Origin of the sequence: Streptomyces sp. NPDC000983 (assembly GCF_040299205.1) — a bacterium.
Lineage (GTDB): Bacteria > Actinomycetota > Actinomycetes > Streptomycetales > Streptomycetaceae > Streptomyces.
In genome coordinates this window covers 1-26,686 of record NZ_JBEPBM010000028.1, presented here as the reverse complement: position 1 = coordinate 26,686, position 26,686 = coordinate 1, and the positions used below count along the sequence as shown (strand labels likewise).

At 73.7% G+C, this 26,686-nt stretch carries 21 protein-coding genes; 14 read left to right on the top strand and 7 right to left on the bottom strand.

The window, feature by feature from the left end; all coding sequences use genetic code 11:
* Window positions 1–321: 321 nt before the first annotated feature.
* Window positions 322–1,833 carry a leucyl aminopeptidase gene (locus ABT296_RS27385; protein ID WP_351931311.1) on the bottom strand — a complete coding sequence of 504 codons (1,512 nt, stop codon included), beginning with the start codon at window positions 1,831–1,833 and terminating at the stop codon, window positions 322–324.
* 353 nt (window positions 1,834–2,186) lie between these two features.
* Between ABT296_RS27385 and ABT296_RS27380 the strand changes: the two genes are divergently transcribed.
* From ABT296_RS27380 to ABT296_RS27365, 4 genes are all read left to right on the top strand, one after another.
* A complete protein-coding gene (locus tag ABT296_RS27380) occupies window positions 2,187–4,223 on the top strand; it encodes a hypothetical protein (RefSeq protein WP_351931310.1) in 2,037 nt (678 codons plus the stop codon).
* A gap of 91 nt (window positions 4,224–4,314) precedes the next feature.
* Window positions 4,315–5,838, top strand: coding sequence for a GT4 family glycosyltransferase PelF (gene pelF, locus ABT296_RS27375; protein ID WP_351931309.1), 1,524 nt, complete (start codon window positions 4,315–4,317; stop codon window positions 5,836–5,838).
* Window positions 5,835–7,367: a hypothetical protein gene (locus tag ABT296_RS27370; protein ID WP_351931308.1), complete on the top strand. Its 1,533-nt coding sequence runs from the start codon at window positions 5,835–5,837 to the stop codon at window positions 7,365–7,367. Before pelF ends, ABT296_RS27370 begins: the two co-directional genes overlap by 4 nt.
* A complete protein-coding gene (locus tag ABT296_RS27365; RefSeq protein ID WP_351931307.1) occupies window positions 7,364–8,008 on the top strand; it encodes a spherulation-specific family 4 protein in 645 nt (214 codons plus the stop codon). The genes ABT296_RS27370 and ABT296_RS27365 overlap by 4 nt, the downstream gene beginning before the upstream one ends.
* Here ABT296_RS27365 and ABT296_RS27360 read toward each other — a convergent pair.
* Entirely contained in the window at window positions 8,005–8,790 is a 786-nt protein-coding gene (locus tag ABT296_RS27360; protein ID WP_351931306.1) for an adenosylcobinamide-GDP ribazoletransferase, read from the bottom strand. The genes ABT296_RS27365 and ABT296_RS27360 overlap by 4 nt on opposite strands.
* Before the next feature lie 68 nt (window positions 8,791–8,858).
* Here ABT296_RS27360 and ABT296_RS27355 point away from each other — a divergent pair, with 68 nt between their 5' ends.
* Window positions 8,859–9,620 (top strand): hypothetical protein, encoded by a 762-nt coding sequence (locus tag ABT296_RS27355; protein WP_351931305.1) that lies wholly within the window; start codon window positions 8,859–8,861, stop codon window positions 9,618–9,620.
* A gap of 532 nt (window positions 9,621–10,152) precedes the next feature.
* Here the strand turns inward: ABT296_RS27355 and cobT are convergent.
* Window positions 10,153–11,253: a nicotinate-nucleotide--dimethylbenzimidazole phosphoribosyltransferase gene (gene cobT, locus ABT296_RS27350; protein ID WP_351931304.1), complete on the bottom strand. Its 1,101-nt coding sequence runs from the start codon at window positions 11,251–11,253 to the stop codon at window positions 10,153–10,155.
* Between the two features lie 167 nt (window positions 11,254–11,420).
* Between cobT and ABT296_RS27345 the strand changes: the two genes are divergently transcribed.
* On the top strand, window positions 11,421–12,437 hold the full coding sequence (locus tag ABT296_RS27345; protein ID WP_351931303.1) for a class I SAM-dependent methyltransferase: 1,017 nt from the start codon (window positions 11,421–11,423) through the stop codon (window positions 12,435–12,437).
* 9 nt (window positions 12,438–12,446) lie between these two features.
* Here ABT296_RS27345 and ABT296_RS27340 read toward each other — a convergent pair whose 3' ends face one another.
* Complete coding sequence (locus ABT296_RS27340; protein ID WP_351931302.1) at window positions 12,447–13,649, bottom strand: bifunctional adenosylcobinamide kinase/adenosylcobinamide-phosphate guanylyltransferase; 1,203 nt, start codon at window positions 13,647–13,649, stop codon at window positions 12,447–12,449.
* 145 nt (window positions 13,650–13,794) lie between these two features.
* Here ABT296_RS27340 and ABT296_RS27335 point away from each other — a divergent pair, with 145 nt between their 5' ends.
* The gene (locus tag ABT296_RS27335) at window positions 13,795–14,004 is read left to right on the top strand and encodes a hypothetical protein (protein WP_351931301.1); all 210 of its coding nucleotides are present in this window, start codon (window positions 13,795–13,797) and stop codon (window positions 14,002–14,004) included.
* A gap of 95 nt (window positions 14,005–14,099) precedes the next feature.
* On the opposite strand, the gene ABT296_RS27330 is transcribed toward ABT296_RS27335, so the two are convergent.
* Window positions 14,100–14,840 (bottom strand): class I SAM-dependent methyltransferase, encoded by a 741-nt coding sequence (locus tag ABT296_RS27330; protein WP_351931300.1) that lies wholly within the window; start codon window positions 14,838–14,840, stop codon window positions 14,100–14,102.
* A gap of 83 nt (window positions 14,841–14,923) precedes the next feature.
* Complete coding sequence (locus ABT296_RS27325) at window positions 14,924–15,553, bottom strand: DUF3043 domain-containing protein (protein WP_351931379.1); 630 nt, start codon at window positions 15,551–15,553, stop codon at window positions 14,924–14,926.
* Between the two features lie 275 nt (window positions 15,554–15,828).
* On the opposite strand from ABT296_RS27325, the gene ABT296_RS27320 reads away from it, so the two are divergent.
* From ABT296_RS27320 to ABT296_RS27295, 6 genes are all read left to right on the top strand, one after another.
* Window positions 15,829–16,599: a PspA/IM30 family protein gene (locus tag ABT296_RS27320; protein ID WP_351931378.1), complete on the top strand. Its 771-nt coding sequence runs from the start codon at window positions 15,829–15,831 to the stop codon at window positions 16,597–16,599.
* Between the two features lie 22 nt (window positions 16,600–16,621).
* Window positions 16,622–16,900, top strand: coding sequence for a PspA-associated protein PspAA (pspAA, locus tag ABT296_RS27315; RefSeq protein ID WP_351931299.1), 279 nt, complete (start codon window positions 16,622–16,624; stop codon window positions 16,898–16,900).
* A gap of 290 nt (window positions 16,901–17,190) precedes the next feature.
* A complete protein-coding gene (locus tag ABT296_RS27310; protein ID WP_351931298.1) occupies window positions 17,191–18,420 on the top strand; it encodes a sensor histidine kinase in 1,230 nt (409 codons plus the stop codon).
* A complete protein-coding gene (locus ABT296_RS27305) occupies window positions 18,417–19,100 on the top strand; it encodes a response regulator (protein ID WP_351931297.1) in 684 nt (227 codons plus the stop codon). Before ABT296_RS27310 ends, ABT296_RS27305 begins: the two co-directional genes overlap by 4 nt.
* A gap of 165 nt (window positions 19,101–19,265) precedes the next feature.
* Window positions 19,266–22,382: an efflux RND transporter permease subunit gene (locus ABT296_RS27300; protein WP_351931296.1), complete on the top strand. Its 3,117-nt coding sequence runs from the start codon at window positions 19,266–19,268 to the stop codon at window positions 22,380–22,382.
* A 92-nt stretch (window positions 22,383–22,474) separates the two neighbouring features.
* Entirely contained in the window at window positions 22,475–24,685 is a 2,211-nt protein-coding gene (locus ABT296_RS27295; protein ID WP_351931295.1) for a protein kinase domain-containing protein, read from the top strand.
* Window positions 24,686–24,709: 24 nt separating this feature from the next.
* Here the strand turns inward: ABT296_RS27295 and nadA are convergent, their stop codons facing one another.
* Window positions 24,710–25,894 carry a quinolinate synthase NadA gene (gene nadA / locus ABT296_RS27290; RefSeq protein WP_351931294.1) on the bottom strand — a complete coding sequence of 395 codons (1,185 nt, stop codon included), beginning with the start codon at window positions 25,892–25,894 and terminating at the stop codon, window positions 24,710–24,712.
* Between the two features lie 324 nt (window positions 25,895–26,218).
* Between nadA and ABT296_RS27285 the strand changes: the two genes are divergently transcribed.
* A complete protein-coding gene (locus ABT296_RS27285) occupies window positions 26,219–26,575 on the top strand; it encodes a HesB/IscA family protein (protein WP_351931293.1) in 357 nt (118 codons plus the stop codon).
* The last annotated feature ends 111 nt before the right edge of the window (window positions 26,576–26,686 follow it).

The window sequence follows — 26,686 nt, the reverse complement described above, 5'->3', positions numbered from 1 at the left end:
CCATGCATGTGCGCCACGCCGGTCTCCAGTGACCGGTCGGCGGCTGGTGTCCGGCCGCTCGTTCTTCGGCCCTTCGATGGGGCCCTGTCCTGCCGTGCCCCATCTTCGCACTTGTCGGAGGGGAACGAGACGCGGGGCCGACGTGTGAGACACCACACGCTCATCGGGAAGCGGGTCCGGGGAACGCCGACGGGGCCTCGCGCTACCCGCGTGCGAGGCCCCGTCGACCGTCCGTTCAGCCGTCGTCCACCGCCGGTCCGGGTGGCCGTCCGCCGTGGGGCCGGCGGTCGTTTGCGGTCCGTGCGGCGGCCGTCCGCCGGATCAGCCCAGGTCGCCCCCGGCGGTCAGCTCCGCCAGCCGGACCAGGGTGCGCACCGCGGAGCCCGTACCGCCCTTGGGGGTGTAGCCGAACGGGCCCTGCTCGTTGAAGGCCGGGCCGGCGATGTCGAGGTGGGCCCAGGTGATGCCCTCGCCGACGAACTCCCGCAGGAAGAGGCCGGCGACCAGGCCGCCGCCCATCCGCTCACCCATGTTGGCGATGTCGGCGGTGGGGGAGTCCATGCCCTTGCGCAGGTGCTCCGGCAGCGGCATCGGCCAGGACTCCTCGCCGACCTCCGCCGCCGCGTCCACGATCGCCGCGCGGAACGCGTCGTCGTTGGCCATCACGCCGAACGTGCGGTTGCCGAGCGCCAGCACCATGGCGCCGGTCAGCGTCGCCACGTCCACGATCGCGTCCGGCTTCTCCTGCGAGGCCGCCCACAGCGCGTCGGCGAGCACCAGCCGGCCCTCGGCGTCGGTGTTGAGGACCTCGACGGTCTTGCCGCTGTACATGCGCAGCACGTCACCCGGGCGGGTGGCGGAGCCGGACGGCATGTTCTCGGCCAGCGCCAGCCAGCCGGTCACGTTGACCTCGAGGCCGAGGCGGGCCGCGGCGACGACGGCGGCGAACACGGCGGCGGCGCCGCTCATGTCGCACTTCATCGTCTCGTTGTGGCCGGCCGGCTTGAGCGAGATGCCGCCCGAGTCGTAGGTGATGCCCTTGCCGACGAACGCGAGGTGCTTCTTCGCCTTGGAGCTGGTGTACGACAGCTTCACCAGCCGCGGGCCCGCGGCGGAACCGGCGCCGACGCCGAGGATGCCGCCGTAGCCGCCCTTGGTGAGGGCCTTCTCGTCGAGCACCTGCACCTTGATGCCGTGCTCCTTGGCCGCCGTCTGGGCGACGGCGGCGAACGACTCGGGGTTGAGGTCGTTCGGCGGGGTGTTGATGAGGTCGCGGGCGCGGTTGAGCTCCTCGACGACGGCGGTGGCCCGCTCGACGGCGGCCTTGTACGCCTTGTCCCGCGGCTTCCCGCCGAGCAGGGCGACCTCGGCCAGCGGCGCCTTGCCGCCCTTGCCGTTCTTGGCGCCCTCCTTGTAGGCGTCGAAGGAGTACGCGCCGAGCAGCGCGCCCTCGGCGACGGCACCGGCGTCGGCGGCGTCCGTGAGGGGCAGGGCGAAGGCGGCCTTCTTGGTGCCGGCCAGCGCGCGGGCGGCGACACCCGCGGCCCTGCGCAGCGCCTCGGCGTCGTACGCGCCGTCCTGGTCGGGCTCGGCGCCGAGACCGACGGCCACCACGAGGGGGGCCTTGAAGCCGGAGGGGGCCGGGAGCTTGGTCACCTCGCCCTCGCCGCCGGAGGCACCGAGGGTCTCCAGGACGGCGGCGAGCCGGCCGTCGTAGGCCTTGTCCAGGGCTTCGGCGCCCGGGGCGACCACGGGGCCCTTGGCGACACCGATCACGATCGCGTCGGCCCGCAGGCCGTGCGCCGCGGCGGTGCTGAGAGTCAGAGCAGTCACGGTGGTGAATTCTCGCTTCCGATGTGAAGTTGCGGTTGGCCGAAATGCGGTGGGTCGACCGGGCCCGACGGCCGACCCTATTTCCGAGGCGAGGGTGCGGGCTCAGCGGGGGCTTCTCCCCGGTGCGGCTGACACTCCGGACGAGCCTACGCGCGTACGACCCGTTCGCTCATTCCTGCGGGCGTTCACCTGTCGGTGGCGTCCTGGCCACTTCCCAGCTCTCACCGTCGGTCACCTGGGACACACTCGTCGCGTTCCGGTGAGCCGTCGGGCCACCGCTTCGCATGATGTCCAAGGATCCTCCCCCGCGCCCCCCGTGGGACGGGGAGGTCCTCTGGGGGGAGGAACCACACATGGCGCACCGAGCGCACCGCTGGAGAAACACCGCAGCCGCCCTGACGGCCGCCTCGCTGATGTCGCTGGGCCCGGGGGTCCCGGGCGCGGCGGCCGCGGTCGACCCGCGGATCGACCTGCGGGTGCTGGTGGTGGACGACGGCGGCGCCGCCGTCCGGGCCATCACCGAGCAACTGCGCGGTACCGGCGTTCCGTACACCACCGTCGACCTGAACGACCCGGGCCGTCCGACGCTGACCCCGGCGTTCCTCAGCGACACCGTCAGCGGGCGGCCGCGGGCGAAGTTCCAGGGTGTGGTGCTGCCGAACGAGGCACCGTTCGGCGCCGGTTCCGGCGAGCAGACCGCGCTGGAGACCTACGAGCGCACCTACGGCATCCCGCAGGTCGACGCCTACACCTGGGCCCACCCCGGGGTCGGCCTCGACTACACCACCGAGGGCGGCTGGTCCGGCAGCCTCGACGGCCGGCGGGCCGCCGTCACCGACGCCGGCCGCTCCTCGTACTTCGGCTACCTCGACGGCGCCCTGACCTTCGAGGACAACGCGCCCTCCGTCCAGGAGAGCTACGGCTACGTCGCCCGGCCCCGGGCCGGCTTCACCAGCTACGTCGACCTGCCCGTCCCCGAGGGCTCCGGGCGCGGCAGCCTGATCGGCGAGTACGCCCACGACGGCCGCCGCGAGCTGGTGGTGACCTTCGCCTACAACCAGCACCAGCAGCAGTTCCGGGTCCTCGCCCGGGGCATCGTCGGCTGGCTCACCCAGGGCGTCCACCTGGGCCAGGACCGCAACTACCTCGCCGTCCACGTCGACGACGTCTTCGCCCCCGACGCCCGCTGGGACACCGAGCGCAACTGCACCCCCGGCGACATCGACTGCGTCGGCGGCGGCGAGGAGAACGCCCCGATCCGGATGACCGCCGAGGACGCCGTGTACGCCGCCCAGTGGCAGCGCACCCAGGGCTTCACCATGGACATGGTCTTCAACGCCGGTTCCGGCGAGGAGTGGAAGACCGAGCACGGCGGCACCGACGCGCTGACCTCGCGGCTACTCACCGACCGGGCCCAGTACCGGTGGATCAACCACACCTACACCCACCCCTTCCTCGGCTGCGTCCAGGACACCTCCACGGTGCCGTGGACCTGCGCGAAGAACACCGACGGCTCGGTGAAGTACATGAGCCGCGCCCAGATCGCCGCGCAGATCCGCGACAACCACAACTGGGCCGTCTCCAAGGGCCTCCCGGTCGACCGCACCGAGCTGGTCACCGGGGAGCACTCGGGCCTCAAAACCCTGCCCCAGCAGCCCGCCGACAACCCGAACCTGGCCGGCGCCCTCGCCGACACCGGCGTCAAGTGGATCGCCTCGGACAACTCCCGCGAGCCCGAACAGCGCCCGGTGGGATCCGCCCTGACGGTGCCCCGGCACCCGATGAACGTGTACTACAACGTCGGCACCGAGGCCGAGATGGCCGACGAGTACAACTGGATCTACGCCTCCGCCGAGGACGGCGGCAGCGGCGTCTGCGCCACCAACCCCGCCTCCACCTGCCTCGACGAACCCCTCGACACGGCCACCGGCTACGACGACCACATCGTCCCCCAGGAGGCCCGCATCGCCCTCGGGCACGTCGTCAGCAACGACCCGCGCCCGCACTACGTCCACCAGTCCAACCTCGCCGAGGACCGCATCCTGTACCCGGTGCTGGACCGGATCCTCGCCGACTACCGCGCCCTGTTCGCCGACAGCGCCCCGGTGGAGAACCTCTCCCAGAAGGCCATCGGCACCGAGTTCCAGCGCCGCGCGGCCTGGCGCACCGCGGTGGCGAACAACAAGGTCACCGCGTACCGCATCGGCACCACCGTCACCGTCACCGCGCCGTCCGGCACCCAGATCCCGGTGACCGCGCCGGAGGGCACCAAGAAGCAACTCGTGCTCGGCACCACCGCGTTCGGTACGCCGTACGCGGGCGGACGCTCGGCCTGGGCCACGCCCGCCGCGCTCCAGTCCGCTCTCACGCTGAAGCTGCCGTCCGCCTGAGCGGGCGCCACCCGACGGCGCACCCCGGAGCCGACCCGGCCGGGGTGCGCCGTCGGGACGCGACACCTGTTCCGCAGGGGGGAACTCAACGATGCGGCGATCGGGCCGTCATGTCACCATGCTCACCGAAGGCACCTACCCGCACGTCCACGGCGGCGTCAGCACCTGGTGCGACCAGCTCGTCAAGGGCATGCCGGAGGTCGACTTCCACGTCGTCTCCCTCACCGGCACCGGCCGTGAACCGGTGACCTGGGAGCTGCCGCCCAACGTCCGCCGGCACGTCTCGGTGCCGACCTGGGGCCCCCGGCCGGGGCGCCCCGGCGCCGTACTGGGCCGGGCCCGCCGCCGCTTCCTCGACGCCTACGAACGGCTGCTGCTCGCCGTCCTGGACCCCGACGCCCGCGCCGACTTCGGCGAGGCCCTGTACGAGCTGGCCGAACTCGCCCGCGCCGGACGCCTGTCGGCGGCGCTGCGCGGCGAGCCGGCACTGCGCGCGCTGATGTGGATCTGGACCATGCCGCATCTGCCGACGGCCGCCGCCCGGCCCACCGTGCACGACGCGCTCACCGCCACCGACCTGCTGGAACACGCCCTGCGCCCGCTCGGCGTGCGCATCCCCGAGGACTCGGTGGCACACGCGGTCAGCAGCGGCCTGGCCACCCTGCCCGCGCTCGCCGCCCGCCGCCTGGACGGCGTGCCGTTCCTCCTCACCGAGCACGGCATCTACCTGCGCGAGCGCTACCTCGGCTACCGCAGCGCCGAACAGCGCTGGCCCGTCAAGGCGTTCATGCTCGGCTTCTACCGCGAGCTGAACTCCCTCGGCTACCGGGCGGCCGACCTGATCACCCCCTGCAACCGGTACAACCGCCGCTGGGAGGAGCGCGGCGGCGCCGAGGGCGGCAAGATCCGCACGGTCTACAACGGCGTCGACCCGCACGCCTTCCCGCACGCCGGGCCCGAACCCGACGTCCCCACCCTCACCTGGTGCGGCCGCGTCGATCCCATCAAGGACCTGGAGACCCTGCTGCACGCCTACGCCATGGTCCGCGCCGAACTCCCCGAGACCCGGCTGCGGTTGTTCGGCCCGGTCCCGCCCGGCGGCGAGGCCTACGCCACCCGGCTGGAGAAGCTCGCCGCCGAACTCGGCGTCACCGACGGCCTGACCTTCGAGGGCCGCGTCAGCGAGGTCTGGCGGGCCTACGCGGCCGGCCATGTCGTCATGCTGTCGTCGATCTCCGAGGGCTTCCCGTTCTCCATCATCGAGGCCATGTCCTGCGGCCGCACCACGGTCTCCACCGACGTCGGCGGAGTGCGCGAGGCGGTCGGCGACACCGGTCTGGTGGTGCCGCCGCGCGAGCCGGAGAAGCTGGCCGCCGCCGCGCTCACCCTCCTCAAGGACGACGAACGGCGCCTGAGACTGGGGGAGTTGTCCCGTCAGCGGGTCATCGACCGGTTCACCCTGCGCCGCTCCGTGGACGCCTTCCGGACGATCTACCTGGAACTCGCCGGACTGCCCGAGGTGTACGAGCCGGCCGTCGAGACGGTCGCCGACTGGACCCGGGAACTGCGCGACCCCTGGTACGAGAAGGTCGCCACCGACGGGACCGACTGGTGAGCGGGGGTCTGAGGATCCCGCCGGGCACCCCGGCCGAGGCCCTGCCCACGATCCCCCGTCAGCGCGTACCCGGCCGGCCCGCGCCCGACCCGGTGGAGGAACTCGCCGAGCGGCTCGGCGAGTTCGTCGCCGCCGCCGTCCACCCCGACGAGGTCGCCGCCCTCCTGGAGTCCGACGGCCTCTCCGACGACCAGATACGCGAGCGCTACGGCGTCAAGAACTCCTTCGCGCTGGCCGAGGAGCTCTACGACCGCGTCCCGCGCAGCTACCCCGAGCCGTCCGGCCCCGCCCACGACCCCTGGCGCACCGGCCTGCTGGGCTGCCTGCTCCGCGGGATCGTCTTCGCCCTGCCCGGCTTCGGGTACGTGCTGGGCGCACCCCTGCTCGCGGGCCCCCGGGGCGACCTCGGCCTCCCGGCGGGCACGGTCCCGCTGCTGGCCGGCGCCCTGTTCGGGTGGACCTGGAACCAAGGGCTCGCCCACCGGGCGTACTCCTGGCTGGGCGTCGGGGACCCGGCGGCGGCCCGGCGCGCCCTGCTGGTCGGCGCACCGCTGGGCGTGCTGCTCGGCGTCCTGGCCGCCCTCGCCGCCGCCGGTACGGCGTCCCCGGCGGCGGTCGCCTTCGCGGCGGGCCAGTCCTGCTACCTGGGCGCGGCCACGGCCCTGCTGGTGCTGGGCCGTGAACGGGCGCTGCTGGTGGCGCTGACCCCGATGGCGGCGGGCGCGGTCCTGGCCCTCGTGCACCCCGTGCCGGACGGGGCACGACTGGTGCTGCTCCTGGGCTCGCTGGCCGCTGTCGCCGCGCTGGCACTCCTCGAAGCGGCCCCCTCGACCCGCCGGCCGGGGGAGCGGGGCTGGACGGCGGCCTGCGTGGCACTGCTGCCGTTCGGGGCACTCGGCAGCCGGGCCGCCGGCCCCGAGGAGGCCCCCCGGCGCGCGGCCGCCCCCGGCCTCCTCGGCTCACTGCCGTACGCCCTGTTCGGCCTGGGCAGCGGCGTCCTCGTCGTGTACACGGCCCTGGGTGACGTCCTGGCGGGCCGGGGGCACTCGGCGGTGGCGGCGCCCGCCGCGGTCGCGCTCACCCTGAGCATGGGCCCCGCCGAATGGCTGCTGCACCGCTTCCGCAGCGGCAGCCTCGCCGGACTGCGCACGGCGGGCAGCCCGAGGTCGTTCCGCGGCGGCACCGCCCGCACCGTCGTGGCCTGCCTGGCCGCCTACCTCGCCGCCCTGCTCGCGCTCACCCTGGCGACGGCGGCGCTGTGGCCGCACGCCCCCACCGTCGACGGCGTCCGGCTGACCGGCCTGCTGCTGCTCGGGGTGGTGCTCTGGACGGGCCTGCTCCTCCAGTCCGTCGGAGCCGTCCTGGGCGCGGCCCTGGTCTGCGTCCCCGCCGCCCTGGCCCAGACGCTGGCCCTCGCCACGCACACCGGCGCCCCCGACACCGTCGCCGTGGTGGTGTACGGCGTGGCCGCCGCGGCCCAGTCGGCGCTGGTCTGCGCCCTGCTCGGAAGGGCGACCGCACACCGATGAGCACCCTGCTGATCCCCTACTACGAGCACCCCGCCGTCCGCCCCGCCGAATGGGACGCGATCCTGGCCGCCGCACCCCGCCTGTACGGCGTGGTCCTCAACCCGGCCAGCGGCCCCGGCGACCGCCCCGACCCGGCCTTCGCCGAACTCGCCGCCCGCCTGCGGGCCGCGGAGGTCAAGGTCCTCGGCTACACCGACACCGGCTACGGACACCGGCCGCACGCCGACGTCGTCGGAGAACTCGCCCGCCACCGCGACTGGTACGGCACCGACGGCGCCTTCCTCGACCAGGTGGCCACGGCCCCGGAGGAGTTCGCGCACTACCGGAGCCTGGCCTCGGCCGCCTGGGCCCTCGGCCACGGCACGCTCGTCCTCAACCACGGCGCGCCCCCGCACCCCCTCTACGCGCGCATCGCCGACGTACTGGTCACCTTCGAGGGCCCCTGGTCCGCCCACCGCGCCCTGCCCCGGCTCCCACCCGTGGACGCCGCCGGCACCCGGCTGTGCCACCTCCTGTACGGCGTCCCGCCCGACGCCGACACTCAGACCGCGATCCGGGCCCACGGCGCCACCGTGCACTGCGCGGTACCGGGCACGGGCACCCACCCCTGGGGCACGCTCCCGTACGCGCTGGGGCTCTAGAGGCCCAGCGTCAGGACCACGAGCGCCGTGGTCGCGGCGGTCTCCGCGAGGCCGCCGAAGACATCGCCGGTGACCCCGCCGAAACGGCGCACGCAGCGGCGCAGCAGCAGTGCGGCGAGCCCGAGGGCCGCGAGCACGGCGCCCGCGCCGCGGACGGCGTCGGCGCCGCCGAGGAGCGCCCCGGCGGCCCCGGCGGCCAGGACCGTGCCGCCCGCCACCGCGAACGCCCACCGCACCGGCACCACCGAGGCCACGGCCGCCCCCAGCCCCTCCGGCCGGGCCGCCGGCACCCCGGCCCGGGCGGCGAGGGTCAGCGCGAGCCGGGCGGCCACCGCCGAGACGACGGCGGCGAGCAGCCCCCGGGCCCAGGAGTCGTCGTACAGCCGGGACAGGGCGGCGATCTGGGCGAGCAGCGCGAACAGCAGGGTGATCACACCGAACGGCCCGATGTCCGACTGCTTCATGATCCGCAGGGCGTCCTCGGCGGGCTTGCCGCTGCCGAGCCCGTCCGCGGTGTCGGCCAGCCCGTCCAGATGCAGCCCGCGGGTGAGCAGCGCGGGTACGGCGACGGAGGCGACGGCGGCGAGCTGGGCCCCCGTACCGAGGAACAGCGCCACGAGCCCCACGGCCCCCGCGCAGCCGCCGACGACCAACCCCACCAGCGGCGCCCACAGCATGCCCCCGCGGGCGGCCTCCCGGTCCCACCGCTCGACCCGTACCGGCAGGACGGTGAGCGTGCCGAAGGCGAAACGGAGTCCGTGCGCGGAGGAGGTGAGGAACACGCCGGAAGATTACGTCAGGCGGCCCAACCCGGGCGGCACCGCCCGTCGGCCCGGGTCACACTCGGGCCATGGGGCCATGGCTGTACCGCAACTTCGTCGAGCCGGGCAAGCTGCCGCTGCTCCTCGCCCTCACCTCCTTCGTGATCACCTTCCTGGTCACCCGGCTGATCACCCGTCTCATCCGCGCGGGCAAGGGCCCCTTCGGCAACATCAGCTCGGGCGGGGTGCACATCCACCATGTGGTGCCCGGGGTGATCCTCACGATCCTGGGCGGCTTCGGCGCGGTCGCCAGCGCCCGGCACGGCCTGGGCGCCGCCCTCTTCGCCGTGGTCTTCGGCGTCGGTGCCGGGCTGGTCCTCGACGAGTTCGCGCTGATCCTGCATCTCCAGGACGTCTACTGGACCGAGGAGGGCCGCAAGAGCGTGGAGGCCGTCGTCCTCACCGCCGCGCTGGTCGGCCTGGTCCTCTCCGGCTTCTCGCCGTTCGGCGTCAACGACCTCAGCGACGACGAGCTCCAGGACCGCGGCACGGTCATCTCCACGGTCGCGACGAGCTTCGTCTTCTCGCTGATCGCCCTGTTCAAGGGCAAGATGCGGCTGGCGGTGTTCGGGGTGATCGTGCCCGTCCTCGCCCTGGTCGGCGCGGTCCGCCTGGCCCGCCCGGGCTCCCGGTGGGCCCGCCGCTTCTACGCTCGCCGGCCCCGCGCCCGCGCTCGCGCCACCCTGCGCGCCTACCACCACGACCGCCGCTGGTCCGGCCCCAGCCGCAAACTCGCCGACTGGATCGGCGGAGCCCCGGAAGAACCGAAGCAACTCCCCCAACACCGCTGACCCGGCTGTGCTCGGACGCTTCGGCGCGGGGGTCCCCTCGGCGCGGCCTCTCACCGGCCGCGGCCGGTTCGGACGTACGGCTGAGGCGGTGCGGGTGGCCGGGTGTGCCCGGGTGGCCGGGGGCACGATGCCGGTCGGACGGGCCCGCGTGGGGTGCCACCGGCGCGGCTTCTCCTCGGTGCGGGCCGCTTCGAAGGTACGGCCAGTGCGGCGCGCGGTGGCCGGGCCCGCACCGGAGTGTCCCCGGCGCGGCCTCTCGGCGGGCCGGGCCCGCCCGGCGAGTACCGTTGACGCGCCGGGCCGTCGGGCCCGCTGCAAGGGCCCGCCTGCGCGCCCCCGCCCTGCCCGCTCCGGGTGCCACGGGCTGGGCCACGTCGGCCGGGGCTGTTCTCGGATGCCGTGGGCGCGCCCCCCGTCGCCAGGGGCCGCGCATCGGCGCCGCCCCGGCGGGAAACCGTGCGGCCCCGGCGGCGGGACACCGTGCCGCGCCGCTGGCGGGACACCGTGCCGCGCCCCCGTGGGCTTCGCTCCGCTACTCCGGGGAGTTCTCGGGCTCGGGCTCGTCCTTCGGGTCCTCCGGGGAGCCTGCCGGGCGTTCCGGGAGTTCGGCGGTGAGGGCTGCCGCGGCCTGGACCAGGGGGAGGGCCAGTAGGGCGCCCGCGCCCTCGCCCACCGTCACGCCCTGGGTGAGCAGCGGCTCCAGTGCCATCCGGTCCAGTGCCTTCGCCTGCCCGGGCTCCCCGCTGTCGTGCGCGGCCAGCCACCAGTCCGGCGCCCGGAACGCGACCCGCTGCCCCACCAGGGCGCAGGCGGCCACCACGACGCCGTCGAGGATCACCGGCATCTTGCGCACCGCACTCTGCAGCAGGAACCCGGTGATCGCCGCGAGGTCGGCGCCGCCGACCGTGGCCAGCAGCTGGAGCTGGTCGCCGAGCACCGGCCGGGCCCGCCGCAGCGCGTCCCGGATCGCCGCGCACTTGCGCATCCAGGCCAGGTCGTCGATGGCGAGCCCGCCGCGCCCGGTGACCACCGAGGCGTCCGTCCCGCACAGCGCGGCGACCAGCACACCCGCGACGGTGGTCCCGCCCACGCTCACATCGCCGAGCACCACCAGGTCGGTCCCGGAGTCCGCCTCCTCGTCGGCCAGCGCGACCCCGGCCCGGAACGCGGCCTCGGCCTCGTCGAGGGTCAGGGCGTCCTCGACGTCGATCCGCCCGCTGCCGCGCCGCACCCGGCGCCGCAGGACCTCGCCGGGCAGGGCCTCGGGGTCGCAGTCCAGGCCCATGTCGACGACCCGCACCGGCACGCCCAGCCGCCGGGCGAGCACCGACACCGGCCGGCCGCCCTCCAGCACGTCCCGCACCAGCCGGCCGGCGCTGCCCGCGGGCCGTGCCGAGACGCCCAGTTCGGCGATCCCGTGGTCGCCGGCGAACAGCACCACCCGGGGCCGTTCGACCGGCCGCACCGGCACGGTGCCCTGCGCGGCGGCCAGCCACTCGCCCAGGTCGTCGAGGCGGCCCAGCGACCCGGGCGGCACGGTCTGACGCTCCCGGCGAGCCTCCGCGTCGCGGCGCACCCCGCCGTCGGGGCGCTCGATGAGATCGGTGAAGTCGTCGAGGTTAAGCGCGCTCATTCGCCGAACAGTACCGGCACCGGTCGAACGGAACGCCGCCACATCGCCACCGGTAGCCCCGCCACGTCACCCCCTTTCCGGCGTGACGTCGTTGCACCCAAGATCGCGATCCCATACGTTCCGTTTTGCCGCGGATTGTCGTACGTCCCTCGCGCCCGGAGCCGCCCATGTCCGCCCGCCGTGCCACCTACCTCGCCGAACTCGCCCAGGGAACGGACCGGTTCCAGGAACCGCGCCGGGAGGACTGCCCCTGGTGCGGCTCGAAACGCCTGCGCACCCGGCTCAGCACGCCGGACCTGCTCCAGCACAAGCCGGGCCGGTTCACGCTCGACGAGTGCGGCGACTGCGCCCACGCCTTCCAGAACCCCGGCCTGACCCCCGCCGGCCTCGCCTTCTACGCCAAGGACCCCCACCCCGAGGCGCGCCCGGACCGCCGCCGGCTGCTCGCCACCGCCCGCGCCATGCTGCCCTTCGGGGAACCGGAGAGCTGGCTGGACGTCGGCACCGGCGACGCGGCCTTCCCGGCGGCGGCGAAGGAGATCTTCCCCTACACCTCCTTCGACGGGGTCGACCCCACGGCCCGGGTCGAACGGGCCCGCGCGGCCGGCCACGTCGAGGAGGCGTACGCGGGCGATCTGACCAACCCCCACCTGACGGCCCGGCTGCGCGCCCGCTACGACGTGGTCAGCGTCCTGCACCACCTGACGCACACCGCCGACCCGCGCGAGCAGCTGCGCGCCGCCCTGACCGCCCTGCGCCCCGGCGGCCACCTGCTGCTGCAACTCCCCGACCCGCACAGCACGTTCGCCCGGCTGCTCGGCCGCTGGTGGCACGCCCACACCCAGCCCCGCCATCTGCACCTGATGCCGATGGAGAACATCCGCGCGGAACTGACGGCCCAGTCCTGCACGGTCGTCTCCGCCGGCCGCACCGAGGCCCACACCCCCACCGACCTCACCAGGGCGACGGCACTGGCCCTGTCCCGCGTCGCCCCCCGCCCGGACGCGCCCTGGCACCCGGCCGCACCCACGGACCTGCAACGCGGCCTGCGCACGGCCCTGCTGCGCACGACCCGGCCCCTGGTCCTCACGGCCACCGCCACGGACCGCACGCTCGCCCCCCTGCTGCGCCGCACGCCGTTCGCCAACACCTACCGGGTCATCGCCCGCAAGAAACCGGCCTGACCGGCGGTCTCAGCCCTTCAGGGCGAGCGCCTGCCCGGCCACCACCAGCAGCACATGCTCGCACTCGCCCGCGAAGGCGGCGTTCAGCCGGCCCAGTTCGTCGCGGTACCGGCGCCCCGAGGCCGTCGCCGGGACGATGCCGGAGCCCACCTCGTTCGACACGGCCACCACCGTCCGCCGCGCCGAGCGCACGGCCCCGGTCAGCTCCGTCACCCGGTCCCGCAGCTCCCGCTCCCCGCCGCCCGCCCAGACCGCGTCGTCCCAGGCGCCGACGGAGTCCATCGCGTCCGTCAGCCACAGTGACAGACAGTCGATCAGCAGCGGCGCGCCCTCCTCGGCCAGCAGCGGCACCAGGTCGCAGGTCTCCGTCGTGCGCCAGGACCCCGGCCGCCGCTCCCGGTGCGCCGTCACCCGGGCCACCCACTCCGTGTCTCCGCCGCGCAGCCCGCCGGTGGCGACGTACTGCACGTCCGGGAAGCCCTCCAGCCGCCGTTCCGCCTCCACCGACTTCCCCGAGCGGGCGCCGCCCAGCACCAGCGTCCGCCGCGGCACGTCGGGCACCTCGTCCCAGGAGCCCGCCGGCAGCGTCGTCCCGTCCGGCACCGCCCGCGCGCCCAGGGACGCCAGCCGCCGCCGCAGCTCGGCCCCCGGCGGCACGTCATGGTCGAGATGGACGGCGACGACGTCCGTGCCGGGCCCGATCGCCCCCACCGCCCGCAGCCGCGCCAGCGCGTCCGGCCGCGCGACCACGTCCGCCACGACCGTGTCGAACGTCCCCAGGTCCCCGTTGTCGAACCCGGCCGGCGCGCTGCCGCGCGGCAGGTACAGCAGCCGCTTCCCGTCCGGCCCGGTCACCGCGTACCCGGTGCCGCCCGCGTCCATGGCGAGCGCCCGCACCCGATGCCCCGTGAGGAGGGCCAGCTCCCGCCCGTCCGGCACCCGCCCGGGCGCGGGCAGCCCGGCGGGCACCTCCACCGCCGGACCGTCGTGCGGATGTGACAGCAGCACCTGCCGCACCCCCGCCAGCGACCGCCCCGCCCGCGCGGCGGCGAACGCGGCGCCGGGCGTCAGGTCCAGCAGCACCGCCCCGTCGACGAGCAGCGCCGTGGCCGCCCGCGCGTCCGCGCCGAGCGAGGTCGCGCAGGCCGCGCAGGGACAGTCGGGGCGGGGCAGGCCCGTGGGGGCGCCGGTGCCGAGCAGAGTCAGTTCCACGCCTCGATTTTCACCGGTCATGTCACGGTGTGCTCGGCCGGGGGCGCCCTTCGGGGTCCGCGGATCACCAACCGGGCGATCTTCTTCGGCCGGACCGCCGGACCGCATAGGCTGGCGCCCACGACAGCTCACCTGGGAGGCCTGCATGGCTACATGGACGTGGCGGTTCGAGAAGGCTGACGGGGCGGAGACCGCGCCCGCGGTGGAGCCCGAGGAGTTCACCACGCAGGGAGACGCCGAGTCCTGGATCGGTGAGGTCTGGAAGGACCTGGCCGCCGGCGGCGTGGACCAGGTCCGCCTGTTCGAGGACACCACGGAGATCTACGGCCCGATGAGCCTGCACGCCGAGGACTGAGCGCGCGACCGGCGGGGGCGGGGGCGGCCACGGGAGACCGGGCCGCCCCCGCTCGCCGTCCGCCCGTCGTCACCTGCCGGGCGCTCGCACAGGGCTCAGCCCCGCACCCCGCACAGGTGCAGCAGCGCCGCGACACCGCGGTACGGATCGGTGCGGCCCGCACGCTCCTCGCACGCCAGCAGCGTGCCCACGTCGTCCGGGGTCCCGGTGTCGTCGGCGGCGAGGTCGGTGAAGACCCGCACGCCGTACCAGGAGTGCAGGGGGGCGCCGATCCCGGCGAGGGTCGCGGTCAGGGTGGCCAGCCGGTCCGCCCGTCCGCCGGGGACCGGTCCGACCGGGGTCCCCTCGTGCGCGTCCGGCGTGCGGGCGTGGGGGAGCCGCGCGGTGGTGTCGAAGGCGGCCAGCGCCCCGTGCCAGTCGCCGGACAGGGCCGGCCGCATCGCCAGCGCGTCGCCGTTGCGGACCAGCAGCGACAGCAGCCCGCCCGGGGCGAGCATCCGGGCCAGACCCGCCAGCAGCGGATCGGGCTCCTCGACGTGCATGAGCACACCGTGGCAGAGCACCACGTCGAAACTGCCCGGCAGGAAGTGCACCCCGGTGTCCCGGCCGTCGCCCTCGATGATCCGCATCCGCTCACGGATCCCGTCCGGTTCGCAGCCGAGCGACGAACGGGCCGCGGAGATCAGCGCCGCGTCCCGCTCCACGCCGGTCACCTGGTGCCCGGCCCGTACGAGCCGCAGCGCCTGGGCGCCCCGGCCCATCCCGACGTCCAGGATGCGCAGCCGCCGCCCCACCGGGAAACGCCCGGCTATCTGCTCGTCGAGCTGCCGGGCCACCAGCTCCTGCCGGACGGTGTCCCGCAGTCCGCCCGGCCCGTCGGGGCAGGCGTCCGCCGTACCCCCGGGAACCGGCGTCGTGCTCAGCGCTTCTCCCCGCGCTTGAGCTGGGGCTTCGGCAGCCGCAGCCGACGCATCTGGAGGGAGCGCATCAGCGCGTAGGCGACGGCACCGCGCTTGTTGTCGTCCGGGAACCGCTCACGGAGCTGCTTCTTCAGCCGGAAGCCGGTGAAGATCGAGTCCAGCACGATCAGCACGATCACCGCGAGCCACAGCAGCAGCGCGATGCTCTGCAGCGCGCCCACCTGCACCATGCTCAGCACGAGGATGATCACGGCCATCGGCAGGAAGAACTCGGCGACGTTGAAGCGCGAGTCCACGAAGTCGCGGGCGTAACGACGCACCGCGCCCTTGTCACGGGCGGGCAGATACCGCTCGTCGCCGCTGGCCAGCGCCTCGCGCTGACGCGTGAGCGCGGCCCGGCGCTCCTCGCGGGAGCGCTTGGCGGCCTCCTTGCGCGTGGTCGGCGTATGGGCGACGCTGCGGCGCTGGGACTGGGCCTCACTGCGCTTGGGCGTGGGCCTGCCCTTGGGGGCCTGCGGGTCGCGGGTCTGCTTGGAGTCGGTCAGCGGCGCCTTGTCGGCGGCCGGTGCCTTCTCTTCCTTGGCGCGGCTACGGAACACAAAACCCAAGGGTACGGGGTCGCCGCGCATGGACCCCAGCCCGGTGGGGAACGAATCGGCAACACCAGTCGTCATGTAGGGGACAGAGCGGACGTCGTACGCGATTCCGGGAACCCCGGGAAGCACCTACTCCCTACGCCGGAGCCGGAGCGCTCGCAGTCGTCCTTGGGGATGAGCGCATCCGTCCCCGAACAGTGCGGTAATGGATGCAGGGCCCGTACTGTGGGTTCTGTCGCAGGAGCTGGAGCTGGTCCGTCAGAAGGGGGCGCGCGAAGCCCATGAGCGGTGTCATGAAGCGTATGGGGATGATCTTCCGCGCGAAGGCGAACAAGGCCCTTGACCGGGCCGAGGACCCGCGCGAGACCCTCGATTACTCGTACCAGAAGCAGCTGGAGCTGCTCCAGAAGGTGCGGCGCGGCGTCGCGGACGTCGCCACCAGCCGCAAGCGCCTGGAGCTCCAGCTCAACCAGCTGCAGTCGCAGTCGTCCAAGCTGGAGGACCAGGGCCGCAAGGCGCTCGCGCTGGGCCGCGAGGACCTGGCCCGCGAGGCGCTCTCCCGCCGCGCCGCCCTCCAGCAGCAGGTCACCGACCTGGAGACGCAGCACGCCACGCTCCAGGGCGAGGAGGAGAAGCTCACCCTCGCCGCCCAGCGGCTCCAGGCCAAGGTCGACGCCTTCCGTACGAAGAAGGAGACCATCAAGGCCACCTACACCGCCGCCCAGGCGCAGACCCGGATCGGCGAGGCCTTCTCCGGCATCTCCGAGGAGATGGGCGACGTCGGCCTGGCGATCCAGCGTGCCGAGGACAAGACCGCCCAGCTCCAGGCCCGCGCCGGCGCCATCGACGAGCTGCTCGCCTCCGGCGCCCTCGACGACCCCACCGGCATGCACAAGGACGACATCCAGGCCGAGCTGGACCGCCTCTCCGGCGGCACCGACGTGGAGCTGGAGCTCCAGCGCATGAAGGCGGAGCTGGCGGGCGGCCCGTCCGGCGGCCAGCAGGCCATCGAGGGCGGCAACGGCGCCCAGCAGGCCCCGCAGCAGTCCCAGGACACCCCGCGCTTCGACAAGCAGTAGGTCCCACGCCTAGGAGGGCGACATGATCGTACGGATCATGGGGGAGGGGCAGGTGAGGCTGGCCGACAGCCACCTCACCGAGCTGAACAAGCTGGACGACGAGCTGCTCGCCGAGATGGAGAACGGCGACGGCCCAGCCTTCCGCCACACCCTCCAGGCCCTCCTGGCGAAGGTCCGCGACCTGGGCGACCCCCTCCCGGACGACGCCCTCGCCCCCTCGGACCTGATCCTCCCGTCCCCGGACGCAACCCTGGAAGAAGTCCAGCAACTCCTGACCAACGACGGCCTGATCCCAGGCTGACCCCAGAAACCCCACCCGCGGCCAGCCGCCCCGCCCAAGCCGCGGGCAGTCGTGCCGCCCCGCCCCGGCTGCGGCCGGCCGCGCCTCCGCTTCCGCTCTCTCCCACCCAGCTGCGGGCAGCCGCGCCTCCACTTCCGCCCTCCCACTTGGCTGCGGGCAGTCGTGCCGCTGGGGCGGCACGGGTGGGCGCAGCGGCGGCACCCCGCAAGCGCGGGCAAGCGAGCGCACCCCCCACCCCAGCCCCGGGCACCGGTTCGCACGGACAGCAACCCCGGTTACCGTAGTCAGCCGTGAACCTCCTCGACCGCGCCCGAGCCCACCTCAAGGCGCACCCCCTCGCACTGGACGCCGCCATCGCGGCCGGCGTCCTGATCTGCATGGTGGCCGGCTCGTTCGTGGACCCGCACGGCGAGGACGGCGTCACCTGGAGCCTGCGCCGCCCCGACCTCATCAGCCTCACCCTGATCACACTCGGCGCCACCGCCCTCGTCTTCCGCCGCAGCGCCCCGAGGACCGTCCTCGCCGTCACCGGCGCCCTCGCCGTGATCGAGAGCGTCAGCAGCGACCCCCGCGCCCCCGTGGCGATGGCCGCCGTCGTCGCGCTGTACACCGTCGCCTCCGCCACCGACCGCCACACCACCTGGCGCGTCGGCCTGCTCACCATGACCGTCCTGACCGGCTCCGCGATGTTCGCCGGCGCCCTGCCCTGGTACGCCCAGGAGAACCTCGCGATCTTCGCCTGGACCGGCATGGCCGCCACCGCCGGCGACGCCATGCGCAGCCGCCGCGCCTTCGTCGACGCCATCCGGGAACGCGCAGAGCGGGCCGAGCGGACCCGGGAGGAGGAGGCCCGGCGCCGGGTAGCCGAGGAACGGCTGCGCATCGCCCGGGACCTGCACGACGTGGTCGCCCACCACATCGCGCTGGTCAACGTGCAGGCCGGAGTCGCCGCCCACGTCATGGACAAGCGCCCCGACCAGGCCAAGGAGGCCCTGGCCCACGTACGCGAGGCCAGCCGCTCCGCGCTCAACGAACTGCGCGCCACCGTCGGCCTGCTCCGCCAGTCCGGCGACCCCGAGGCGCCCACCGAACCCGCCCCCGGCCTGGACCGCCTCGACGAACTCGTCGGCACCTTCCGCAGCGCCGGGCTCCGGGTCGAGCTGGCCCGCGCAGACCAGGACACCACCCTGCCCGCCGCCGTCGGCCTCGCCGCGTACCGGGTCGTCCAGGAGGCCCTCACCAACGTGCAGAAGCACGCGGGCACCGAGGCGAAGGCCGAGGTCAGCATCGTCCGCGTTGGCCCGCACATGGAGATCACGGTCCTCGACGACGGCACCCGGGAGAACGGCGCCCCCGTCTCGGGCGGCGGCCACGGACTGCTCGGCATGCGCGAACGCGTCCACGCCCTGCGCGGCACCCTCACCACCGGTCCCCGCTACGGCGGCGGCTTCCGGGTCCATGCGATCCTGCCCGTGAAGACCCGTACCGCCGGGGCGGGAGAGCCGGGGGAGACCGTATGACCATCCGTGTCCTGCTCGCCGACGACCAGGCCCTGCTGCGCAGCGCCTTCCGCGTCCTCGTGGACTCCGAGCCCGACATGGAGGTCGTGGGCGAGGCGTCCGACGGCGCCGAGGCGGTCGCGCTGGCCCGGCAGGAGCGCGCCGACGTGGTGCTGATGGACATCCGGATGCCCGGCACCGACGGTCTCGCCGCCACCCGCATGATCAGCGAGGACCCTTCGCTCGCCCAGGTCCGGGTGGTCATACTGACCACCTTCGAGGTCGACGACTACGTCGTGCAGTCCCTGCGGGCCGGCGCCTCCGGCTTCCTCGGCAAGGGCTCCGAGCCCGACGAACTCCTCAACGCCATCCGGGTCGCCGCCGGCGGTGAGGCACTGCTCTCCCCGGCCGCCACCAAGGGCCTGATCGCCCGCTTCCTCGCCCAGGGCGGCACCGGCGACGACGACCGCGACCCGGCCCGCGCCGACCGCCTCGACGCGCTCACCGTGCGCGAGCGCGAGGTGCTGGTGCAGGTCGCGGGCGGCCTCTCCAACGACGAGATCGCCGAACGCCTCGAAGTCAGCCCGCTCACCGTCAAGACCCACGTCAACCGGGCCATGGCCAAACTGGGCGCACGGGACCGGGCCCAGCTCGTGGTGATCGCCTACGAGTCGGGGCTGGTACGCCCGAAGGTGGACTGAGTACCTCCGGTCGTACTGCGCCGGGAGTATGCGCGGGATAAGGAACGGGACCTCGGAGCTACACATCGGGGGTCGGGGATGGCCCAGGGTGTAGGGGCGGGCGCTCATCCGTGCGGCCGCGCCCCCCGACGTCCGCCGTTCCTCTGAAGAGAGACCCTGATCCCCATGTCCTGGCTGTCCAGGTTCAGCCTCGCGCAAAGAGCCCTCATCGGGCTTGTGTCGATCATCGCGCTCGCCTTCGGAGCGATCGCCATCCCGCAGCTCAAGCAGCAGCTGCTCCCCTCCATAGAACTGCCCATGGTGTCCGTGCTCGCGCCCTACCAGGGCGCCTCCCCGGACGTGGTGGAGAAGCAGGTCGTCGAGCCCATCGAGGACAGCCTCGAAGGCGTCGACGGGATCACCGGCGTCACCTCCACCGCCAGCGAGGGCAACGCCCTGATCATGGCGTCCTTCGAGTACGGCAACAACACCCAGCAGCTCGTCGCCGACGTCCAGCAGGCCGTCAACCGGGCCGGGGCCCAGCTCCCGGACGCCGTCGACCCGCAGGTCGTCGCCGGTTCCACCGACGACATGCCGACCGTCGTCCTCGCCGTCACCGCCGACCGGGACCAGCAGGCCCTGGCCGACGAGCTCGACCGGACGGTCGTCCCCGAGCTCAAGGGCATCGACGGCGTCGGCCAGGTCACCGTCGACGGAGTCCGCGACCTCCAGGTCACCGTCACCCCGGACGACGCGAAGCTGGCCAGGGCCGGGCTGACCGGACAGTCCCTCGCCCAGGCCCTCCAGGCGGGCGGCGCGACCGTGCCGGCCGGGTCCTTCGACGAGGACGGCGCCAACCGCACCGTCCAGGTCGGCGGGGGCCTCACCTCGCTGGAGCAGATCGAGAACCTGCGGATCAGGGGCGAGGGCAAGCCGGTCCGCCTCGCCGACGTCGCCGCGGTCGAGCAGGAGCAGGCCCCGGCCGACTCCCTGACCCGCACCAACGGCGAGCCGAGCCTCGCGGTCATGGTCACCATGGACCGGGACGGCAGCGCCGTCGCGATCTCCGACGCGGTCGAGGACAAGCTCGCGCAGATGCGCGCCGACCTCGGCGCGGGCGCCGAGATCACCGTCGTCAGCGACCAGGGCCCCGCGGTGGCCAAGGCCATCGACGGTCTGACCACCGAGGGCGCGCTGGGCCTGCTCTTCGCGGTCCTGATCATCCTGGTCTTCCTGGGGTCGGTCCGCTCCACGCTGGTGACGGCGGTGAGCATCCCGCTCTCGGTCGTCCTCGCGCTGATCGTGCTGTGGACCCGCGACCTCTCCCTGAACATGCTCACCCTGGGCGCCCTGACCATCGCCATCGGCCGGGTCGTCGACGACTCGATCGTGGTCCTGGAGAACATCAAGCGCCACCTCGGTTACGGCGAGGAGCGCGAGGAGGCCATCCTCAAGGCGGTCCGCGAGGTGGCGGGCGCGGTGACCTCCTCGACGCTCACCACGGTCGCCGTGTTCCTGCCGATCGGCCTGGTCGGCGGCATGGTCGGCGCCCTGTTCGGCTCCTTCAGCCTCACCGTGACCGCGGCGCTGCTGGCGTCCCTGCTGGTCTCGCTGACGGTCGTGCCGGTGCTGTCGTACTGGTTCCTGCGCGCCCCGAAGGGCACCCCCGAGGACGCGGACGAGGCCCGCCGCGCGGCGGAGGAGAAGGAGGCGAAGAGCCGCCTCCAGCGCCTCTACGTCCCCGTGCTGCGCTTCGCGACCCGGCGCAGGCTGACCAGCGTGGCCCTGGCCGTCGTCGTCCTGCTCGGCACCTTCGGCATGGCACCCCTGCTCAAGACGAACTTCTTCGACCAGGGCGACCAGGAAGTCCTCACCGTCAAGCAGGAGCTGGAGCCCGGCACCAGCCTGGCGGCCACCGACGAGCAGGCCGAGAAGGTCGAGGAGCTGCTCGGCAGGACCGAGGGCGTCAAGGACTTCCAGGTCACCATCGGCTCCTCCGGTTTCATGGCGGCCTTCGGCGGCGGCACCGACACCAATCAGGCGTCCTACTCCGTGATGCTGGAGGACTCGGCCTCCTCCGACGAGGTCATCGACCGCGTCGAGGCCGGTCTGGCGAAGCTCGACGGCATCGGCACCACCACCATCGCGGCCGGCGACGGCTTCGGCAGCCAGGACCTGAGCGTGGTCGTCAAGGCCGCCGACGCCACGGCCCTGCGCGACGCCGCCGAACAGGTCCGCAAGGCGGTGGCCGGGCTGGACGACGTCACCGACGTCACCAGCGACCTGTCCCAGAGCGTGCCCCGCATCTCGGTCAGGGCCAACGACAAGGCGGCCGCCGCCGGATTCGACGACGCCACCCTCGGCGCGGCCGTCGCGCAGGCCGTCCGCGGCACCACCGCGGGCCGCGCCACCCTGGACGACACCGAGCGCGACATCGTCATCCGCTCGGCGAAGCCCGCCGAGACGCTCGCGGAGCTGAAGGCCCTGCGCCTCGGCCCGGTGAAGCTGTCCGACGTGGCGACCGTCGAGGTGGTCGACGGACCGGTGTCGATGACCCGGATCGACGGCCAGCGGGCCGCGACCGTCACCGCCAAGCCGACCGGTGACAACACCGGCGCGGTCAGCGCCGACCTCCAGTCGAAGATCGACGCCCTGGACCTGCCCGAGGGCGCCACGGCCTCGATCGGCGGCGTCTCCGAGGACCAGGACGAGGCCTTCGCCAACCTGGGCCTGGCGATGCTCGCGGCCATCGCGATCGTCTTCATGCTGCTGGTGGCGACCTTCCGCTCGCTCGTCCAGCCGCTGATCCTGCTGGTCTCGATCCCCTTCGCGGCCACCGGTGCGATCGGCCTGCTGATCGTCACCGGCACCCCGATGGGCGTCCCCGCGATGATCGGCATGCTGATGCTGATCGGCATCGTGGTGACCAACGCGATCGTGCTGATCGACCTCATCAACCAGTACCGCGCCCAGGGGTACGGCGTCGTCGAGGCCGTCGTCGAGGGCGGCCGGCACCGGCTGCGCCCGATCCTCATGACGGCCCTGGCGACGATCTTCGCCCTGCTCCCGATGGCGCTCGGCGTCACCGGCGAGGGCGGCTTCATCGCGCAGCCGCTGGCCGTGGTGGTGATCGGCGGTCTGATCACGTCGACGCTGCTCACCCTGCTCCTCGTCCCGACGCTCTACGCGATGCTGGAGCTGCGCAAGGAGCGCCGGGCGAAGAAGCGCGAGGCGAAGCGGCTGAAGAAGGCGGAGGTTCCCGCCCCGTCGAAGTCGGACGAGCCGGAGCCCGCCTCCGTCTGACCGCCCCCTCCCGGCCGGGTCCCGTACACACAGGTACGGGGCCCGGCCGTATTCTTTGGTCCCGATCGACGCACGGGGGAGGGGACCGGGACGTGCCGTTGCAGGGGGACGATCCGAGGTCGGTCGGCGGCTACCGGCTGCTCGACCGGCTGGGCGCGGGCGGCATGGGCATCGTCTACCGGGGCAGATCGCGCTCCGGACGCGAGGTCGCGGTCAAGGTGGTGCACGCCCAGTACGCCGCCGACCCCGTCTTCCGCACCCGGTTCCGGCAGGAGATCGAGGCCGCCCGCAAGGTCAGCGGCGCCTTCACCGCACCGGTCGTGGACGCCGACCCGGACGCCGCCCGGCCGTGGATGGCCACGCAGTACGTGCCCGGCCGCTCGCTCGCCGCCCGCATCCGCGACCTGGGCCCGCTGCGCGAGGACGAACTCAGGCGGCTCGCCCTGGGGTTGACGGAGGCGCTGCGCGACATCCACCGGGCGGGGGTCATCCACCGGGACCTCAAACCCGCCAACGTCCTGCTGGCCGACGACGGCCCCCGCGTCATCGACTTCGGCATCTCCCGGGCGGCGGAGAACCACACCCTCACCGAGACCGGCCAGATGATCGGCACCCCACCGTTCATGTCGCCGGAACAGCTCACCGACGCCCGCTCGGTGGGCCCCGCCTCCGACGTCTTCTCCCTCGGCGCGCTGCTCGTCTACACCCTCACCGGCCGCGGCCCCTTCGACACGGACAGCCCCTACCTCACGGCGTACCGGGTGGTCCACCACGAACCGGTCCTGGACGGCCTGAGCCCGCCGCTGCGGGCGGTACTGGAGCGCTGCCTGGCCAAGGACGCGGCGGACCGCCCCCAACTGGACGAGGTGGCGAGGGAGTTCGCCGCGCTGCTGCCCGAGGAGCCGACGGGCGGACCGTGGGCCGCGCTGTCCCCGGAGCCCACCGGCACCGCGGACACGGGCCCGGAGCCGGGTACCGGGTCACGCCGCCGGCTGTGGGCCGTGACCGCCACGGCCGGCGCGCTGGCCCTCGGGCTGACGGCGTATCTGCTCAGCGGCCAGGCCCCGGCGCGGAGCGACGCCGACGCGAAGGCCGCCGCAGCCTCCCGCTGGACGCCGCCGCCCGGCGCATGGCAGCCGTGGCAGACGACGGTGTACGCCACCGCGGCCCGGGGCGTGCAGAAGGGCAAGGCGGTCTCCGGCACCGACCTGCAGAGCAGCGGCCCGGAGTGCCGGGTGCACGAGGACGACGTCTACTGCGCGGGCGACGGGGTGCTGCCCGTGCGCCTCGACGGGCTGACCGGCCGGACCCTCTGGCGCGCCCAGGTGGTGCCGCCCGGCGAGATCGACGGCTCGTACGCCTTCACCGTCCTCGGGATCGAGGACGACGCGATGGTGGTGCAGCAGCAGTACCACGCCCAGGACGAGGACAGCTTCGCCACCTCGGTCGCCGCGCTCGACATCAGGACCGGTGAACGGCTCTGGCAGCGCGAGGTGAACAACCGGTGGGTCGACCGCCCGTTCCTCCTGGGCGACGTGGTGGTCGTCGCGGGCGGCGACGGCGGCACGGTCACCGCCCGTTCGGTGCGCACCGGCGCCGGCCGCTGGACGCAGCAGCTGCCGCCGGACCTGTACTGCGGGAGCGTGAGCGTCGGCCGGGAGCCCTACCTGGCGTGCGCCGGGGACCGGACGCCCACCGAGGACGTCCTGCTGGTGCGCTTCGACCGGGGCGGCGGCTCGGGGGAGCGCCTGTCGGTGCCCGACCGCGGAGTCCTGGTCGGCGAACTCGACGGCCGGCTGCTCTTCCTGGACCCGGCCGAGGACAAGAACGGCAACACGGCCGTCGGCGAGGAGGGCCCGCACGCCGCGGTCCGGCTGGTGGACCCGGACACCGCCGAGGCCCGTACGACGAAGCTGGCGGAGGAGATCGAGGGCACGGCCACGCTGGGGGACGGCACGCTGTGGTTCACCGCGTCCGGCGGCCAGGTGACCGCGGTGTCGGCCCGCACGGGCGAGCGGCTGTGGCAGACCCGCACCAGTCTCGAGCAGCCGAGCCCCGTCACCCACGACCCGCGCACGGGCGTGGTCTACCTCTCCAGCGCCAGCGGCCGGGTGGCCGCACTCGACGCGAGCAGGGGCACGCTCCTGTGGGAGACGCTGCCGCGCGCCCAGCGGGTGACGGACCAGAACTGGGACCTGCCGAAGATCCTGCTCCACCGCGGCGCCCTGGTGGCGGCCACCCCCGAGGGCGACGTCTTCAGCCTCGACCCCGCCCACCCCGACCGGAAGCCCGTGCCGGGGTGAGCGCGAGGCGCGTACCCAAGGGCCCTACGGCAGGGCCAGCATCCGCTCCAGCGCCAGCTTCGCGAACGCCTCGGTCTCCTTGTCGACCTCGATGCGGTTGACGAGCTTGCCCTCGGCCAGCGACTCCAGCGTCCACACCAGGTGGGGCAGGTCGATGCGGTTCATGGTGGAGCAGAAGCAGACCGTCTTGTCGAGGAAGACGATCTCCTTGCCTTCGGGGGCGAACCGGTTCGCCAGCCGGCGGACCAGGTTCAGCTCGGTGCCGATGGCCCACTTGGAGCCGGCCGGGGCCGCCTCCAGCGCCTTGATGATGTACTCGGTCGAACCGACGTAGTCCGCCGCGGCCACGACCTCGTGCTTGCACTCGGGGTGCACCAGGACGTTGACGCCCGGGACGCGCTCGCGCACGTCGTTCACCGAGTCCAGCGAGAACCGGCCGTGCACCGAGCAGTGGCCGCGCCACAGGATCATCTTCGCGGCCCGCAGCTCCTCGGCGGTCAGGCCGCCGTTGGGCTTGTGCGGGTTGTAGACGACGCAGTCCTCCAGCGACATCCCCATGTCCCGCACGGCGGTGTTGCGGCCGAGGTGCTGGTCGGGCAGGAAGAGGACCTTCTCACCCTGCTCGAAGGCCCAGTCCAGGGCCCGCTTCGCGTTGGACGACGTACAGATCAGGCCGCCGTGCCTGCCCGTGAACGCCTTGATGTCCGCGGACGAGTTCATGTACGACACGGGCACGACCTGCTCGGCTATGCCGGCCTCGGTCAGCACGTCCCAGCACTCGGCGACCTGCTCGGCCGTCGCCATGTCGGCCATCGAGCAGCCGGCGGCGAGGTCGGGGAGGACGACCTTCTGGTCGTCGCCGGTCAGGATGTCCGCGGACTCCGCCATGAAGTGCACACCGCAGAAGACGATGTACTCGGCCTCGGGGCGCGCGGCCGCGTCCCGGGCCAGCTTGAAGGAGTCCCCGGTGACGTCCGCGAACTGGATGACCTCGTCGCGCTGGTAGTGGTGGCCGAGCACGAAGACCTTGTCGCCGAGCTTCTCCTTGGCCGCGCGGGCGCGCTCCACCAGGTCCGGGTCGGACGGCGAGGGCAGGTCGCCGGGGCACTCCACACCGCGCTCGCTCTTGGGGTCGGCCGCACGGCCGAGGAGCAGCAGGGCGAGGGGCGTCGGCGTTACGTCGAGCTCCTGGGTCTGGGCGGTGGTCACGACACGCACCCTTTCTGTTCTGCGGCTCGCCGGCCGGTGTGTACCGGTCGGCGGGGTCACCATCTGGCTTTTCGTCGAAATGACGCTATCTATCATAACCGCTTCACGTCAGTTTGACGACGGGCATAGTGTCTGTGTGACGTGAATCCCTGTCGGCGGCCGTTCCTTCCCGAAAGGGACGTTTTCCGCTCCCCGGCGCGTGTGCGAGCATGAAGTAGGAACCGCACGAACCGGTAAGACAAGCGCCCGGCCCGGAATGAATCCGCGGCCCCGCGGGTTGGACCCGTCGGCAAGCAGTCTCCGTACAACCCGGGAGAGATGTAGATGTCCGTATCGGACGAGACCAAGCCCGTCATCGACGGCATCGTCCTGACCGACGCCGCCGCGTCCAAGGTCAGGGGCCTGCTCGACCAGGAAGGCCGGGACGACCTCGCCCTGCGCGTCGCCGTCCAGCCCGGCGGCTGCTCCGGCCTGCGCTACCAGCTCTTCTTCGACGAGCGCTCCCTCGACGGCGACGTGGAGAAGGACTTCGACGGTGTGAAGGTCGTCACCGACCGCATGAGCGCCCCGTACCTGGGCGGCGCCACCATCGACTTCGTCGACACGATCGAGAAGCAGGGCTTCACGATCGACAACCCGAACGCCACCGGCTCCTGCGCCTGCGGCGACTCCTTCAGCTGAACCCTCGGGTCCGACACGGCGAAGGCGGTGACCCCCTCCCGGAGGGGGTCCACGCCGACGGCGGGGGGGTAGGGGCCCCGGGGGCCCCCGCGGTGTTCGGCAGCGCGGCCC